The organism is Companilactobacillus halodurans, from assembly GCF_009600985.1.
Taxonomy (GTDB): Bacteria; Bacillota; Bacilli; order Lactobacillales; family Lactobacillaceae; genus Companilactobacillus; species Companilactobacillus halodurans.
The window spans coordinates 1-17,273 of the sequence record NZ_VDFP01000015.1 but is presented as its reverse complement, the minus strand read 5'-3'; the positions used below and the strand labels follow the sequence as shown (position 1 = coordinate 17,273).

At 33.4% G+C, this 17,273-nt stretch carries 13 protein-coding genes; 3 read left to right on the top strand and 10 right to left on the bottom strand.

Translation table 11 applies throughout. The annotated features are described in order from the left end of the window. Positions 1-13: 13 nt before the first annotated feature. Positions 14-922: a proline iminopeptidase-family hydrolase gene (locus FHL06_RS08105; RefSeq protein WP_153385723.1), complete on the bottom strand. Its 909-nt coding sequence runs from the start codon at positions 920-922 to the stop codon at positions 14-16. A gap of 468 nt (positions 923-1,390) precedes the next feature. Here FHL06_RS08105 and FHL06_RS08100 point away from each other — a divergent pair, with 468 nt between their 5' ends. Genes FHL06_RS08100 through FHL06_RS08090 form a run of 3 tightly spaced genes read left to right on the top strand, consistent with a single transcriptional unit; the run spans position 1,391 to position 5,425 of the window. Then, the gene (locus FHL06_RS08100; protein ID WP_153385722.1) at positions 1,391-2,728 is read left to right on the top strand and encodes a purine-cytosine permease family protein; all 1,338 of its coding nucleotides are present in this window, start codon (positions 1,391-1,393) and stop codon (positions 2,726-2,728) included. Between the two features lie 29 nt (positions 2,729-2,757). Continuing rightward, a complete protein-coding gene (locus tag FHL06_RS08095; RefSeq protein WP_153385721.1) occupies positions 2,758-3,870 on the top strand; it encodes a DUF917 domain-containing protein in 1,113 nt (370 codons plus the stop codon). Between the two features lies 1 nt (position 3,871). Further along, complete coding sequence (locus tag FHL06_RS08090) at positions 3,872-5,425, top strand: hydantoinase/oxoprolinase N-terminal domain-containing protein (RefSeq protein ID WP_153385720.1); 1,554 nt, start codon at positions 3,872-3,874, stop codon at positions 5,423-5,425. A 97-nt stretch (positions 5,426-5,522) separates the two neighbouring features. Here FHL06_RS08090 and FHL06_RS08085 read toward each other — a convergent pair whose 3' ends face one another. The 9 genes from FHL06_RS08085 to FHL06_RS08045 all read right to left on the bottom strand — a co-directional run bounded on the left by FHL06_RS08085 (position 5,523) and on the right by FHL06_RS08045 (position 17,003). Continuing rightward, entirely contained in the window at positions 5,523-5,798 is a 276-nt protein-coding gene (locus FHL06_RS08085; protein ID WP_420360962.1) for a hypothetical protein, read from the bottom strand. Between the two features lie 262 nt (positions 5,799-6,060). Then, positions 6,061-6,429, bottom strand: a complete 369-nt coding sequence (gene dhaM / locus FHL06_RS08080) for a dihydroxyacetone kinase phosphoryl donor subunit DhaM (protein ID WP_153385719.1) — start codon at positions 6,427-6,429, stop codon at positions 6,061-6,063. Between the two features lie 2 nt (positions 6,430-6,431). Then, complete coding sequence (dhaL, locus tag FHL06_RS08075; RefSeq protein WP_153385718.1) at positions 6,432-7,019, bottom strand: dihydroxyacetone kinase subunit DhaL; 588 nt, start codon at positions 7,017-7,019, stop codon at positions 6,432-6,434. Positions 7,020-7,032: 13 nt separating this feature from the next. Further along, positions 7,033-8,025 (bottom strand): dihydroxyacetone kinase subunit DhaK, encoded by a 993-nt coding sequence (gene dhaK, locus FHL06_RS08070; RefSeq protein WP_153385717.1) that lies wholly within the window; start codon positions 8,023-8,025, stop codon positions 7,033-7,035. A 429-nt stretch (positions 8,026-8,454) separates the two neighbouring features. Continuing rightward, positions 8,455-11,034 carry a glycoside hydrolase family 38 N-terminal domain-containing protein gene (locus tag FHL06_RS08065; protein ID WP_153385716.1) on the bottom strand — a complete coding sequence of 860 codons (2,580 nt, stop codon included), beginning with the start codon at positions 11,032-11,034 and terminating at the stop codon, positions 8,455-8,457. 13 nt (positions 11,035-11,047) lie between these two features. Next, complete coding sequence (gene mngA, locus FHL06_RS08060; protein WP_153385715.1) at positions 11,048-12,979, bottom strand: PTS 2-O-a-mannosyl-D-glycerate transporter subunit IIABC; 1,932 nt, start codon at positions 12,977-12,979, stop codon at positions 11,048-11,050. A 124-nt stretch (positions 12,980-13,103) separates the two neighbouring features. Then, positions 13,104-13,826: a MurR/RpiR family transcriptional regulator gene (locus FHL06_RS08055; RefSeq protein ID WP_153385714.1), complete on the bottom strand. Its 723-nt coding sequence runs from the start codon at positions 13,824-13,826 to the stop codon at positions 13,104-13,106. A 1,586-nt stretch (positions 13,827-15,412) separates the two neighbouring features. Beyond that, the gene (locus tag FHL06_RS08050) at positions 15,413-16,246 is read right to left on the bottom strand and encodes a PTS system mannose/fructose/sorbose family transporter subunit IID (RefSeq protein ID WP_153385713.1); all 834 of its coding nucleotides are present in this window, start codon (positions 16,244-16,246) and stop codon (positions 15,413-15,415) included. Further along, a complete protein-coding gene (locus FHL06_RS08045; protein WP_153385712.1) occupies positions 16,233-17,003 on the bottom strand; it encodes a PTS mannose/fructose/sorbose/N-acetylgalactosamine transporter subunit IIC in 771 nt (256 codons plus the stop codon). The genes FHL06_RS08050 and FHL06_RS08045 overlap by 14 nt, the downstream gene beginning before the upstream one ends. Positions 17,004-17,273 lie beyond the last annotated feature (270 nt).

The window sequence follows — 17,273 nt, the reverse complement described above, 5'->3', positions numbered from 1 at the left end:
TTCTCACTATTAATTAATTCATACTTTTACCTGCTCGCATATCTAAGAAATAGTTTCTCAAATTTGAGAAAAATACCCCTGGATTATCTATCATCTGATTATGACCAGAATCAGGTGTTACAACTAACCTTGAATCAGGAATTTCTTTATTCATTTTTTTAGCTGTATCTAACGGTATGGTTTCATGATCACCAAATGATAACAACGTTGGAATTTTAAATGTTCTAACTTCCTTTGAAAAATCCCAATCCCCTAAATCTCCCACAACAACAAATTCATTGTCACCTTGGAAATTGTTATAAACTTGTTTGTCTTGAATATCGATCAAATGTGATTTTTTTTCTGGTTGACGCCTATTGATATATTCATGATACAAATGAGTTATATATTTTTGATATTGAGCATCTTTCCACTCGCCACGAGCTTCTATATCCTCCATATAAGCATTTTCTGCCGATGAAAATTCCTGTAAACGAATTTTTTTCATATTATCCACATAATCAGGAATATTATCAATCATGCCAATAATAATTAATCCTTTTAAATGGATTTGAAATTTATTGGCATACATCATTGATAGCATTCCACCCCAAGAATGACCAGCCAAATAAAAATCATCGTATCCCAAGATTTGACGAACCTCTTCTAGTTCACTCAAATAATAATCTTCACTCATATATTTCTTAAAAATTTCTGTATTATCCCAGTCTGGTGTATCTGAATACCAAGAACCTAGTTGATCGTACATTGTTACCTCAATATCAAGGGTTTCCAATTCCTGACCAAAACGTTCAAAAACTTCGTGAGTATCTCCAGGTCCACCATGAACACACAATAGTTTATCTTTAGCTCCTAAATTAAAAGTATGTGACCAAAGGTGGTATCCATTTTTCAAAGTTAATATCCTTGTAATACTTTTCATTCGATTTCATCCTTTAATTTTTTTATATTTTGAGGTTTAGATTATCACCTTTTATAATCATGTCAACTTTATTTATTAATTAATTAAATTTATTTTAATTTAAAAATCGTTTTAAAGACCGTTTACTGAAATAAACAAATTTTTGATTATTTTTAACCGTATTATGATATTTTGCTTAATTTCAACTGCAAATTTGTTTCAATAATTCAAAAACCGTTTCTTTTTACCTAACATTTTTATTTTATAAGTACATTTTTATTTTATAAGTACATTTTTATTTTATAAGTATTTATTATTCAGCTTTTACGAAATAAAATTCCTTTTTTAGCAAATTTTCAAAAGACTTATTGATTTTTCACAAACATTCTGCTAACGTTCTCTAATATAAATCTAATATTTCTAATGGGTTTCTAATTTGCTTTATAAGTGGATCAAAATCACATTACCAATATTTAAAGGAGGATTTTTATGGACTTAGATAAAGAAGATACACCCGCAACACAAACATCTAGTGAAGGAACCTTTGACGACTACTCAACTCAACGTGTTCCTGATTCTGAACGTGAACCTATGTGGAAAATTCTTATGGTACAAATTGGTGGTTTTGTTTGTTTAAGCCAATTTATGCTGGGAGCTGAATTGGGCTACGGAATGACATTTCGAGATGCCGTTTTATCCACCATTATTGGGAGTGTTATTTTACAGTTTATTGCATATGGATTAGGTTTAGCTGGACAAAAAGAAGGACTGGCGACTAGTTTGCTCTCTAAATGGTCAGGTTTTGGAACGATAGGATCAGCTGTTGTTAGTTTAACTTTTGCCATTAGTTTAATTGGATGGTTCGGTATTCAAAATTCAGTTTTTGCTCAAGGGATTGTTTCAATTATCGGCAACAATGCTAATTTTGGTGTCGTTTCAACAATAACTGGTTTAGCTGTCACGTTATCAGTTATTTTCGGATTCAAAGGATTAAGTTGGACAACTAATATTTCTGTACCTGCCTTTATAGTGGTCATTGGCGTTGCAGTTTATAACATGTTGAAAGGACATACTATTTCAGGATTAATCACGATGGCTGCACCAGGTGCAGCAATGACTTTAAGTTCAGCAATTACGATGGTGACTGGTAATTTTATCGTTGGAGCCATTATCATGCCTGATCTCACTCGTCGTTCAAGAAATAGTAAAGATGTATTTTGGATTTGTGTAATTGGCACTTTAGTTGGAGAACTTGGCGTCAACGTAATCGGAGTTCTGATGGCACATGCTGTTGGCACAAGTAAAATCATGCCAATTATTTACCAACTTACTGGTTTATTTGGAATTGCATTAATTGTTTTATCATCCGTTAAAGTTAATGATTTGAATCTTTATTCAGCAAGTCTTAACATTGTTAATTTTTTCAAACAAGTCTTTCACATTAGTTTAAATAGAGCTTGGGTAACCATCGTTGCTGGTTGCGTTGGAACATTTCTTTCAGTTATAGGTTTGATAGATAAATTTTCATCATTTCTAACTGTTTTAGGAGTTATTTTCCCTCCAGTTGCATCAATTATGTTTGTTGATTATTGGATTTTAAAAAGAGACAGAAAATCTCTTAAAGAAAGCCATGAAAAAAATTCTTTACCAGAAGATACCGAAAAATTTCCAATTGTCACTATCGTGGCTTGGATAGGAGGATCACTTGTTGGTTATTTTGTTAATTGGGGAATTCAATCCATTACCGTAATTATTGCTTCTGGATTAATTTATTACGTTGGCATGAAATTGTTTGGAAAAAAGAATTTAGCAGTCACAGAATCATAATTTTTAACGAAAAGAGACGATAGGAAAAAATGAGTAGAAAACTTTATGAAAAAGATATTAACCAAATTGCTACTGGTGCAGCTTTATTGGGCGCTGGTGGTGGTGGTAATCCTTACATCGGAAAATTAATGGCACTTTCAATGATTAAGAAAAATGGTCCAGTTACCTTATTGTCTCCACTAGAAACAGATGATAATGATTTCTTTGTTTCAGCATCTTCAATCGGAGCTCCTGCTGTTTCCATGGAAAAATTTCCCAATGGCAGTGAATTTCGTCGATCTTTTGAAATGATGAAAAACTATTATGGAAAAAAAATTTCTGGAACTTTCCCAATTGAAGCTGGTGGTATCAATTCAATGATGCCAATAATCGCAGCAAGTGATATGAACATGCCCATAGTAGATGCTGACGGTATGGGAAGAGCATTTCCGGAATTACAAATGTCGACTTTTGTTTTAGCGGGACATCCTGTAACACCCATGGTTTTAACAGATGAACGTGGTAATACTGGTTTGATTAATACAGTTAGCCCTGTTTGGGCAGAAAGAATTGCTAGAAATATCACTGTTGAAATGGGAGCAACTGCCACAATGGCAAGTGATGGGCTCACAGGTAAAGAATTAAGAGAGGCTGGAGTTTTAGGAATCGTTACAAAAAGTCAAAAAATCGGCCAATTAATTGAAAAAGCTAATGAATTCAACTCAGTTGCTGAGGCTCTAAATAAGTTACTTGAAATCACCAATGGATTCCGTTTATTTACCGGCAAAATCGTGGATATCGAACATACCACGAAAGGTGGATTTAATTTTGGGGAAACAACTATTCAAGGATTAAACTCTGATCAAGATTCAACCGGAACTATCTCGTTTCAAAATGAGAATATTATTTTTAAAGTAAATAATCAGATTTTAGCAACAGCCCCTGATCTTATAACAATGGTAGATATTGACACTCTTCAGCCCGTAACTAACGAGGAAATACGTTATGGAAAGAGAGTTCACGTTCTTGGACTTCCCGCAAATAAACAGTGGCGAACTCCCGCTGGAATCAAATCAGTTGGCCCACGTTATTTCAAGTACGACGTTGATTACGTACCTATCGAAAAGAGATATAAAAATTTTGTTGAAAACAGAGGCGAATAAGATGTATAAGTTAGGAATCGATGTTGGTGGCACTAATACAGATGCAGTTATTTTAAATCAAGATTTAAAAGTTATTTCAAGTATTAAGACACATACAACTGAAGATATTGAAAGTGGAATCAATAATTCAATTCATAAAGTGATCAAGCAATCAAACATTGATGTGAAAAACATCAATGAAGCAATGTTGGGTACCACTCAAGCAACTAATGCTATTGTTGAACGTCACAGTTTAGGAAAAGTTGGCATTATTCGTATTGGATATCCGGCTACAGCTTCTATTCTTCCATACACTGAATGGCCTAAAGATATTACTAAGATTCTTTCTAATACATATTCTCTTGTCCATGGTGGATACGAATTCAATGGAGATGAAATAGTCCCCTTCGATGAAGCAGAAGTAAAAGATGTATTAAATAGTTGGAAAAACAAAGTAGATGGTATTGCTGTTGTCGGTGTCTTTTCATCAATTAATAATGATCAAGAACAAAAAGTTGAAAAGCTGGCTCATGATATTTTGGGAGACGCCATCCCCGTTTCATGTTCGTCAACTATTGGATCAATTGGTTTAATCGGTCGTGAAAATGCAACCATTTTAAATACTGCTCTATTTAAAGTTATCAAGCTAGTTACAGATGGTTTCCATAATGCTCTGAAACAAGAGGGCATCACTAATGCCAAGCAATATCTTTGTCAAAATGATGGAACTTTAATGTCCATGGAATATGCAAAAAGTCATCCCATCCTAACTATTGGTAGTGGTCCAACAAATAGTATTCGTGGTGCCGCTTATCTTTCAAATCAAAAAGACGCCTTAGTGTTGGATATTGGAGGAACTACCTCAGACATTGGAGTCTTGGTAAACGGATTCCCTCGTGAATCGTCAAAATCTGTTACAGTCGGAGGCATCCAAACTAACTTTCGGATGCCCGACATTTTATCCGTCGGTTTAGGTGGTGGAAGTATTATCAGAGAACAACCTGATGGTTCAGTAACTGTGGGGCCTGATAGTGTTGGTTATAAAATTACTCAGGAAGCTAAAGTTTTCGGGGGCAACACGTTAACGACTACCGATATTGCTGTAAAACTTGGTATGTCAAATCTTGGTAATCCTGAACTTGTAGAATCTATTAATGATAAAACAGCTAAAAAGGCCATGGATAAAATCACTGAAATTATTGAAGATGGCATTGATCGAATGAAAACAAGTTCTACAGATGTTCCTGTTATTCTTGTCGGTGGTGGAGCAATTATTGCTCCTAATAAACTTAAAGGTGTCTCAAAAATTTATACAGATGAATTTGGTGGTGTTGCTAACGCTATTGGAGCGACTATTGCTCAAATTGGTGGTGAATATGAGAAGGTATATCAATATGTTGAGATAAAACGTAAAGATGCTATTAAAGATGCCGAAAATCAAGCCAACGAACAAGCCGTCAATGCAGGTGCTGTAGGTAGCACGATTGAAACAGTTTCAGTTGAAGAAACCCCACTATCCTATGCTCCTGGTGATACTACTAGAGTTAAAGTAAAAGTCGTTGGAAGTAATCATTAATAAGACACAAAAACATCCCTTACCTCCTTTATAAGGAAGATAAGAGATGTTTTTGTTTGCTTTTTAACAACAACCTATAAATTATTTAAAAATAAATTTATTTAGTTTTAATAGTTCCCCACCAATCTGGTAACAACTCGCCTAGCTTAACAATTTTCCGATTTTCGTAATTAAACATTATCTCTGTCTCTTGATTCTTTTCGGAAAACTGCATTAAAGTCTCTCGACAAGTACCACAAGGTAAGCCATCCAAACCAGATGGTGGATTTTCACGAAAAGCAATAATCCTTTTTACTTCTCGTTCGCCACTGTCTTGCAGCATATTCAACAATGCCACTCTTTCAGCACAAAGATTGATTGTGCCACAGGCCATCTCAATACAATATCCCGTATAATTTTGCCTGATTTAGATTCTAAGGCACAAACAACATTATTGGCATAGATAAATTCATTTAATTCTGCTGGTTTATACAAGGGCTTTGCTACATTATATAGTTTCTCCCAAATATCCATCGACGACTCCCTTTTTAAAATATTACTCATAATCATATCGTTGATTAAAATATTTTAATATAATTATTTTTTATTAATCAAGTGAGAGCGAAAAATCATAAAGAAGAAGCTATCTATATCAACTACTTAATCTTTAAAGGTTTCAAATTGCTTTCAATATCTTTTAAAGGTGTTTCGACTTCAGCCAAAGTGGCTGCCGTATAGGCTCCCTCAACTAAAGCAACATCATATTTATGAATCTTCTTATCTGTCATTTCCAACAACATTTCAAGATTCATCTTTGAGCTTCCTAAATCATAAAAAGCTAAGATTTCGTCGCCAGTATTGTCATCAACTGCTTGTTGAATTTTTTCCAATGAAGAACCAATTTTGTCTTCATCTGTTCCTCCAGCAGTGGTAATTGATAAATCCGGAGCAGCTTGAGATATCAAATCTTTTACCCCAGCAGCAATTTTTGGTGAGTGTGAAACAATTAAAATTCCGTATTTCATAATTAGCCTCCGATTACTTCGAGTAATGATTCAAATAAATAAGCACTTGATTGAGCACCTGGATCTAAGTGACCTTTTGATTTTTCCTCCAAATAACTAGCACGGCCCTTAGTTGCGACCATATCTTTGGTGCTATTTAAAGCATCGTCAATCACTTGTTGATTGAACTTGTCATTTTTTAAAGCTTCACTGATTGGTTGCCAAACATCAATCATCGTCTTCATGCCAGTGTCAGATTCACCGCGACGTTTAATGCCATCAGTTCCGGTTTGAATCAAATCTGCTAATTCAAGATTGTCTTCTTTAACCGCCTTAGACATATCCAAAAAGGCTGTTCCATACAAAGGACCAGAAGCTCCACCAACCTTTTGAATCATGGCAAAGGCTGTTGCTTTGTAAAGGTCAGCTAAGTTGCCTGGTTCCTTTTTATCAAAGGAGTCAGTCACAGCTTTAGCCCCGCGGTCCATGTTAGTTCCGTGGTCGCCATCACCAATAGCTGTGTCAAGTTCATTTAGCGTTGATTTTTCATCTTCTAATTTTTTTACAAAACTTTCAATCCATTTTTTTGCGTCAGCTAATTCTATTTTCATAAAATTTTCCTCTCTACCAAGCAATTGTAGTAACTGGTTCTTTTAAGTATTTAATAAATTCATCATTTGCTTTCATGATAGTCAATGAAAGTCCTTGCATATCTAGTGAAGTAACAAGATTACCAACTTTGCTGAACTCTACATCGATTTTCTTATCATCTAATTCTTTTAAAACATCATTAGCAAAAATATATTGTTCCATTAAAGGTGTTCCGCCCATGCCGTTTACTAAAATGGCAAACTGACCTGTTTGATCTTTAAATTCTTCAAGAATTTTCTCAATTAATTCATGAGCCAATTTTTTCGATGGTTGGATTTTTTCAACTGCATAACCACGTTCATTATGAATACCAATACCGTATTCGATTTGATCTTTTTCAAGTTCAAATCCAGGATGACCAACAGCGGGGACTGTGGCTGCGTGTAAGGCAATTCCAATCGTTTTAGTATTATCGATAACGGATTGTCCTAATTTGGCCAAATCGTCTAAGGACATGCCAGATCTAGCTGCTCCTCCGACAATTTTTTCAACTAGAGCAGTCCCGGCAACGCCACGTTTGCCCTGGGTAAATTCACTATTTTTTACAGAAATATCATCGTCAACAACGATTGTCTTAATTTTAATATCATCGGCTTCAGCCATTTCCTTAGCCATATCAAAATTCATAACATCGCCAGAATAATTTTTAACAATTAACAAGACGCCTTGGCCTTGATCAACAGCTTTGATAGCTTCATAAATTTGGTCAGGCGTTGGTGAAGTAAAGACTTCTCCGGCCACAGCGGCACTCAGCATCCCGTCGCCAACATAGCCAGCATGCAATGGTTCATGACCGCTGCCGCCACCGGAAACGACGCCAACTTGCTGATTGTTCTTAAATTTTTCGTCATTTCTAACAACAGCGGTTGTTCCTTCAATCTGTCTTACTAAATCCGAATTGGTCTTAACAAGTCCTGAAATCATTTCAGGTACAATGTCCTCAACATTATTAATAATTTTTTTCATTGCTGCCTCCTTGTGAACGATTACAATTTTCATTATACAGCTTTTAGCTAAATGATGATATTTTGCCACTCAACCAAAAAAGGGCTTGTGAAACCTGAAAACTCGGCTCTTCATCAAATGTAATTGTGTAATAGAAAAATAAAGGACTATATCAATTGAATTTTTCCAGTTGATACATTCCTTTATTTTAGGATAATTATAATCTTATATTTTCTTAAAGAAGTTCTTTAAAATATCACAAATTATAAAGTGTGACCAAACATTAAAAGGCACAAATCTAAAGGCGTTACTAATCATATCGTGAAAAAGCATCCAACTATATCATTGATATCGGCATAATAGTAATTAATTTATGATTATACAAAATCAATATCCTATATTAATAAAGCTTAGATACAAACACAAAAATTTATTTGGTGAAAATCATGATTAAATTTCAAATGTTCCAACACTATTCGGATTGATAGTACTCCGAATATCAGATACCTTTTGCTCATTTAATGTATATTGATTGCCAGATAATACTGGTAATTTTGTCTCAGAATCATTGTAAAATCTTACGAGAACTTTCTTACCATCCTCAGATATTTTGATGTCACTTAATACTAAATTAGTGTTCTCTTGAAATAGGGTAAACAGCCTTGGTACCTTGATTACAGATTTATTCATATGCATTGCTACATTTGGTAATTGATTATACGAAACTACTGGTGTTAAAAACTCCTTAGCAATTTGTCCATAATGGGTTTCTTTTGATGGATTATCTGAAAAAATCAATCCAAAGTTTAACGAAAGACTACCAATACATTGTGAATCAGGTGTAGGAGCATTTATTCCAGATGGTCGTCCAGGCCTTCTTACTAAATTTGCTTTTCCTAGAACTCCAACTCCACGAATCAACGTTATAGCAATTGTCTTACTGTTTACAATTTGATACTCTCGTGAACTATTTGTAATCACAGCCACTGATGATTTATCATCCGTTACTTCTACATGTGATAAAAATGGATAAATTGAGTCTGGACGTTCTTTCCATTCTTCTTTTTTCCATTGTTCCATAGCTGGATCGTAATTAGGTCTATCAATTAATCCAAATTGAACATCACTAGTCGAATTTTGACTAATTATTTCTGTAGGCACTAATAAACGTAATCGAACATTATTTGCTTGATTGTTCACTGTTACTTTTAAACCGATAGTTTTGCCAGAAATGGGAATGTCTAAATCTAAATGAATTTGAATATTTCCACTCCAACTGTCACACGTAATCCATTGATTCAACCCGTTAGGCACCGTCAATTCATATAAAATTGAAGCTTTTATCATATATTTATTTCTGTCTAGATTAATTGTTGCATTGTTAACCATATCTTTCGAATACAACTTAATTGGATTTGGTAACGGTGAAAAATCATATTCATCGCCATCATCACCTTGTAATTCCATATTCAATACCTTCTTATAAACTTTTCCATTTATCTTATTAGTCAAATCGATTGTTCCGTCAGTATTGAATGACATTTTATAACTATCAGTTTCAATCACTTTATTTAAATTGTTTTGAGATTCCAAACTTAACACAGTATTATCAAAGTTAATCGCTAAAACTTCATAACTAACCCCGGTAAAGTGTCTATTAAACTGAATAGTATACTTATGAAAAGGATTATATTGCGAATGTGCAACAAGTTGGCGATCAATCAATCCTGGATCAACAATTTCTTTATTAATTAGGTCGAATGGAACTGTTTTACCATCAGCATCTATTAGCTTAAATCCCTTGTTCTTTGTTATTACCTCGGCAGTAACTAATCTATTTTCATCTTTGGGCAATAAATTAAATAAAGTTAACTTATCATCCCCAGGTTGAACCGTGCTGGCTTCAGTGATTTTTCTTTTGTAATAATCGATTAATCTATCAGTATATTCCTCTGCTTTGAAATATCTCTCTCTAATTTCTTCATGGACTTTATCTGAACAACATGCACCCATACTATCATGAGCATGATTTTTCATTAGCTCTTTCCAAATCTCCTCCATCATTCCACGGTAATATTCAAATCCTAATTTATAGGCGATGGAAGCCAACGGTTCCAATAAATTGGTAATCTTATTCTCAATTCTAGTATTCATGACTTTCAAATCCATACGTGTACTTTGAATACTTCTGTGTACTCTTTCATATTTCCCATCGTAAAATTCGCCGCTAACTTTGTCCAAATCGGCACTATTATCTTCAATATGATCAAATATATCTTCATAATTTCCCATAATAAAATGTCTATCCGGATAAATATCATTTAATTCACTTACTACTTGTTTAATATTTTTTTGAATTGGCATTTGATCATGACCATTAGGCAATATAGCTTGACCTGTCGTCGAGAATTTATCAAATTTTTCTAATAAAGGGTCCATTCTATTTTTTAATTCTACTTTATCTAGTGGCAAATATTTACCAGTTGCATATCCACCAGGCATTTGATTTACAAAGACTCTCGATCCATCCTTTGATTTCCAAATAAATTGATTACTATTTGTTCCTTTTCTTTCTGACAGACCTCTCCAAAAAATTGATTTATCAATACTAAATTGATTTAAAATCATTGGCATCTGAGAACTTTGACCAAATGAGTCTGGCACGTAACCTATCTTCATCGGCGTTCCAAATTTATTACTATCGGATAATCCATATAAAAGGTTTCTTGTAATAGATTCAGCTCCAACTGCCATCTCATCAGTTTGGGAATACCATGGGCCTAGCTTGAATCTTCCTTCTTTTGCTAATTTTTTAAATCTTCCCCCATCATGAGGATGCGATTTTAAAAAATCTTCAATAATCACACTTTGTCCATCCAGAACGAATGGTGGATAATCCGGGTCACTTTCCAATTTATCTAAAATTTCTGGTAAATTATTATTCAATAAAACTTCGGATTCCTCTGTTGAGAAGTACCATTCCCTGTCCCAGTGCATATGTGGAACAACAATAATTTGTGTTACCTTCATAAGTATTTCCTTTCTAAACTCTTGTTAAGCTTTTCCCCAATTTTTGTTTCCTAGTTACAATTAATAGTACGGTCGAAATTAAAGCTCCTATTAATGCTGCTCCTAAACATATGACAGCGCCCATAAATGAACCAATTTCACCCTTTAACAATAACATCGAGAAAATTCCAGCACCTGGAACGTTAAGTCCAATATTGAAGTAAGATACAATACCACCAGTCACAATTGAACCTGCAATAAAGGATCCGATAACTCTAATTGGATCTGACATTGCAAATGGAATTGCTCCTTCAGTAATACCTGCTAATCCAAGAATCCATGTTTGATTACCAATTTCACGTTCTTCTGGTTTAAATAAATCCTTTCTTAAATAACATGCGCCAGAAACTGAAAATGCTGATACCATTTTTACAGAAGCAAAAATACAATATGGAACAAAATTTCCATTAGCCATGGCGCCCAGACAAAAAGCGTATGCAGCTTTATTTACTGGGCCCCCTAAATCAAATGAAACCATTGCACCAATCACAGCGCCAAGCAAAATTGCACTTGTACCTGCCATTCCATTTAACATGTTAACTAAGGCAGTATTTATCCAAGCTACTGGTTTACCGACGACAAAAAGCATCAAAATACCAATAATTAGTGAACCAACGACCGGATATATCCAAAATGTTATAAATCCAGAAAAGACGCCTTCACTCTTAATATTTTTCTTCATCCATTTAATTAGGAATCCGGCAAGTAATCCTCCCAACATACCACCTAGAAAGCCACTATTAATCATATTGGCAGCAAGTCCACCGGCAAATCCAGGACCGAGAGCTGGTTTATCTCCAATTGAATAAGCCATGTATGCTGATAAAACTGGAACCATTAAAGTACCGAGCATATTTCCACCAAGTGTTTTTAATTGAAATAGCCAACTACTTTCTGTTTTTAGCATTCCTTGTAATCCAAATAATTGCGTAATTATCACAGCAATAGCACCAATCATTCCACCGGCAATAATGATTGGAATAATATATGAAATACCTGTTAGTACAGAATCTTTAATTTCGGTTCCAATTGATTTTTCCTTTTCGAAACCTTCATCATCGGCAACAGTTGCTTTAGAACCAGGTATATACCCCTCTGATTTTTCTAACGCCTCATCCAATACTTTATCTGCATTTTTAATCGGATCTGCAACTGGAATATCAATTGATGGTAATCCTTTAAATCTATTTAAATCCTTTAATGCAACATCGTGGGCATAAATAATAACATTAGCTTCATTAACATCCTTTGAACTGATACGATCCTCAATTCCTTTAGCACCCTGTTTCTCAATATGAACACGTATTTCACGCTTTTGAGCTGCTTTTCTTAACGCTTCAGCTGCCATATATGTATGAGCGATTCCGGCAGCACATGCTGTAATTCCTAAAATAAGCTCTTTATTATCCGATTTATCTGATTCTGACGTGCCTGAACTCTGTTCTTTTTCTTCTTGATTTAATAACGCATATATTTCATCAACACTTTTTGCATTCATAAGTTCAGTTCTATAATTGGAATTTGCAAGTTTTGTTGATAAAGCAGATAATATTTCCAAATGTGTTGTTCCAGCCTCAGCAGATGGAATTGCAAGTAAGAAAATCAATCTTACTTCATTGGTTGGATTAAGGCTCTTGTAATCACTTACCACTTCATTGGTCCTTAATATAGCAAAACATGCTTCCTTTACCGTATTCGATTTTCCATGTGGAATTGCTAATCCATTTTTGAGTCCAGTGACTGATTCCCTTTCTCGTTCATGAATAGCTCGCAAAAAATCTTCTTCCGATTCAATTTTTCCCTGTTCAAACATCTCATGGGTTAAATATTTAAAAATCTCTTCTTTTTTTGTAAAATTTTTATCAAGAAAAATTAAACTCTTAGAAGTAGCATTTGTTAATTTCATTATGTAACCCCCTTTTATATGTTCCCTTTATTACAAGTTAATAATACCCTCTTTCAAGGAATCGCTTACGATTATTAAATTAAATAAACCCATTCATTTTAATTGAATGGGTTTCTGTGTATAATTACACAATTGCTTGTATATAAGCGTTTCTTAATGAATTAAGGATAATATATACTGAAGTCTTATCAGTTATATTGACACCCTTGATTCTTCTGGAAGGTGAATAACAAAATAACGAAAGGTCTGATAGTTCTTCAAGAGGATTCTTTCCAATATGAGTTAAACTAATTACAAATTGACCGCTTTTTCTCGCAATTTTTGCAATCTTTATTAATTGATCATTTTGACCAGAGATACTTACCAAAATAATCAAAGTCTTTGATGAATTTTTTATGTCAGAGATAATTTGATTTTCATATGTATAAAATACTGTTTTATGATTCAAAGCATTCATGGTACTCGAGAAGTCCTGAACTGGATATGATGTTTCTCCAACAGCAAACATTAAAATTTTATCTGCATCTATTATTTTATTTACAACAAATTTTTCTCTTTTTTCATCAATCAAATCAAATGTATTATTCATTACTTTACGATTATCGAATTGCTTATCTTTTTTTAATAATTCCTGTTTCAAATCTATTTTCAATTCAGAATAACCCGAATATCCCAATTTCTTACATAAACGTATAACCGTATTTGGAACGGTATATATATCATTGGCTACCTCTGTTATTGTCATATGAATTACGTCTTTAGAATTACGTTTTATATAGTTTGCCAATTCATTTTCCGTATCAGAAAGCTCATATTGTTTATTCATCAAACGAGTTTGATAATCCATTATCCCACCTCATAATAATTTCTATATATATTGAGTTTACTCAGTAATAGATATAATTCATTTTTAATTTTTAACAGTAAATTGTAAATGAAAAGTAATTATTACTATTTACTAACCATATTATCAGCTTTTTGATCCTTTCATATCAACCATTATTCTATGCATAGACTCCATTATAATTAAGAAATTATGGACTTTGCTATATTGCTTATTATAGTTTTTAAAATAATCGTCAACACGTAATCCAGAAAAGTAATAATAAGTTTGTTGCAACTAATTTTAGAATAAATGAATGATGTAATATCCTTGACCAAGAAACAGTGGATAATAGGATAATCCGCCAAATTTCCACGACTATCTTCTATGGTTCCATAATATGAATTAATGAGGACGCATCTTGGAATAAATTTAGTAAAAGTCACGCAATTTCATAAAATAGTACACTTGACATTCCACTTCAATTGCGTGGCTAATATAGGTATGTTGTTGTTCTTAAAGTACTATATTTCAAAATTTCTATATATTAGAATAGAATATTTTCGATGAATGAAAACAACTAGAAAACATTTTATCAACACTTCAATAAATTATATTTACTTTGAAAGAATAAATTTCAAATGATTGTAAAAGTACTTATTAACTCATTTATTGTTCTCACATTATTATCAATCTGGAGAGAATGAGTTGACCTAAAGATTAAATATGACTCCCTTATCAACAATATTCAAACTAAATTTAAACGATGATTTCACAAGGACTTTAGAAATTAAATAATTAACAGTTCATTAATAATATACTTGAAAAAGGATCTGGTAGTGGTTGCACACCTTTATTTTGATGTTGAATTATTCCATTAAAAATTTGTGATTTAGACGTATCCCTTACACTTTACGATTTGCTATCAATTGATTCACATGTAGTGACTTTATTACTCAACACTCTTGGGAATACCAAAAACTGATTAGCACACCCTCATCAACAATTTAATATAGCTCTTAATCGTTAATTATATAGGCTGACTATTTTTTGATCTATATCAGAACTATTATTTCTCATCGTTTGCTCACTAATCATATATTTTCCATAAAAGGCAAAGCCAAACTATCCATAGCAACATTAAATACTGTTCAAATATTGCTCCCATAAGTTAAGTAGATTCTGTTTCTAAATATTTAGACTGTTCTTTTACTTCTATTTCAAACTTATTCTTCAAATAAATTGCCATTCAATTCATATTTTTTCAGAGACAATATTATGCACCTATGATTGCCTTTGGTTTTACTAATTTATCATCCTCAGACAGCCAGATTTTGTTCTGTTCTCTATAATTGTCACATCGGTTCCACCTCAAGATGTACATCTTTGCTTTTAACTATTTATTTTGACTACTATGAATAACAATCAAATTAACGTCCCTGACTGATACAAAAAAGCTTAACCACTTTCTCAGTGATTAAGCATAAAACCTAACATAAAATTATTATTCACTTTCATTATATATCCTTGCTAAGGCGAATACATTTATTACAAAAGCTCAAACTATCAAAAATGATTTCAAATATTTTTGTCTATTGTACTTATAAAGATTATGCTGACAAGATACCAAAATAAGCACAAACAATTGAGAACGCAATAATTAAAATTAGAATTGTTGTCGTCTTTATTTTCTTATTCAAAAGCCAATATATCACTCCTGTGATCATTGCAGGCAATAATTTTGGCATAATTGAATCTAAAATTGACTGAACTTTTGTTATTGCACTACCAGTACCAAAAGTTAATGGTGTTTTCATAACTACCATCGTTGCAACCATTGACCCGATAGTCATTAACCCTAAAATACCAGTTAATTTTGTGACTTTATCCATCAATCCAGACTCAGAAATTTTATCTAGGAAAGATGTTCCCATTTTATAACCTTGCATCATACCAATATATCTTACGGCAAAGGCAGGGACATTATAAAGGATGAGAAACAAAATAGCACCAAGAATACTGCCTTTCATTGCAAGAGAAGCGCCAATACCGGCAGCAATAACTCTTAATGTTCCTAAAAACAAGGAATCTCCAATGCCTGATAAGGGACCCATCAAACTAGCTTTAATATTATTGATAGACGTTGCATCAAATTCTTTTCCATCTTCAGCATTCTTCTTTTCCATCGCTGTTACGATACCTAAAACAAGTGTTGAGAAGTATACAGTAATGTTAAAAAATTCCATATGTCTTTTCAAGGCAGCCGCCCTATCTTCTCTAGTTTTATACAATTTTTTAATAATTGGTGACATGGAATAAGCAAATCCCATATGATCTTGACGAACATAGTTCCAGGATATTTCAAATGGCAAGGATTTCCAGAATACCTTTCTTAAATCTTTTTTGGTTATTTCTGTATCAACCTTTTGTTTAGAAGTCGTCATCAGAGTCACCTCCACTATTTTCTGTTCTTGTTGTAACCCCTTTGTTAACATACAGCAAAATTGCAATAATACCGACAGCCAGCAATGCTACACCAACAACAGGTAATTTTAGATAGGCTGTAAGTACGAACCCAACAATTAAATAACCAATAATTTCTTTATTTACAATCATTCTTAGTAGAATCGCAAATCCAAGTGCAGGCAAAATTCCGGCCGAAATACTCAACCCCGTTTGGATAAATTTTGGAATCATATTTAATACTTGCTGCATTATTCCTCCACCAAGCTGGAAGGAAACAGTAACCAAAATAGCTAGAGGTAAATACATACCAAAAACACCACCAAACCAGTGCATCCTATTTACACCTTCAATATCACCCTTCGCATCGTATTTATCAGCCCGTTTAGCAAAAATAGGATCAATGGCGATAAACAATAGATTACGAAGTAGCATAACTAACATAGCAATTGGTAAGCCCAATGCTACGGCCATACCCGCATCTTTATGCCCGATAATGGCAAATGCCGTACCTAAAATACCACCTGAAACAACTTCTGGGGGTAAAGCTGCACCAATACCTACAGCTCCCATCATGGCTAATTCCATAGTTGCACCGATTATTACTCCTTGTTCCAAATTACCCAAGGCCAATCCTACTAATGGTCCTAAAACCAATGGTCTGGTTTGCATTGATTTACCAGTAAAGTAATCACTGTAACCAAAACACGCAATTAGAAATATCAAAAAAGTTTTCATTTTCACAGTTCCCCTTCAAATAACATTTATTAAAGTATATTTAACATTTATTAAAGTATATTTTTGATTAATACTTTATGATCATCAGGGACAGCTCTAATTTCTACTTCAATACCATTGTTTACCATGACTTTCAGTTTTTCTTCGAAAATTACAAGAACAAGTTAGCCACTTGTCCAAAAATAAATACGAAATATATCAGTACCAGAAAAGTACATTTCTAAACTCCACAGAAACTAGTGAATAGTTCCCGTGGAGTTTTGTAGTTTA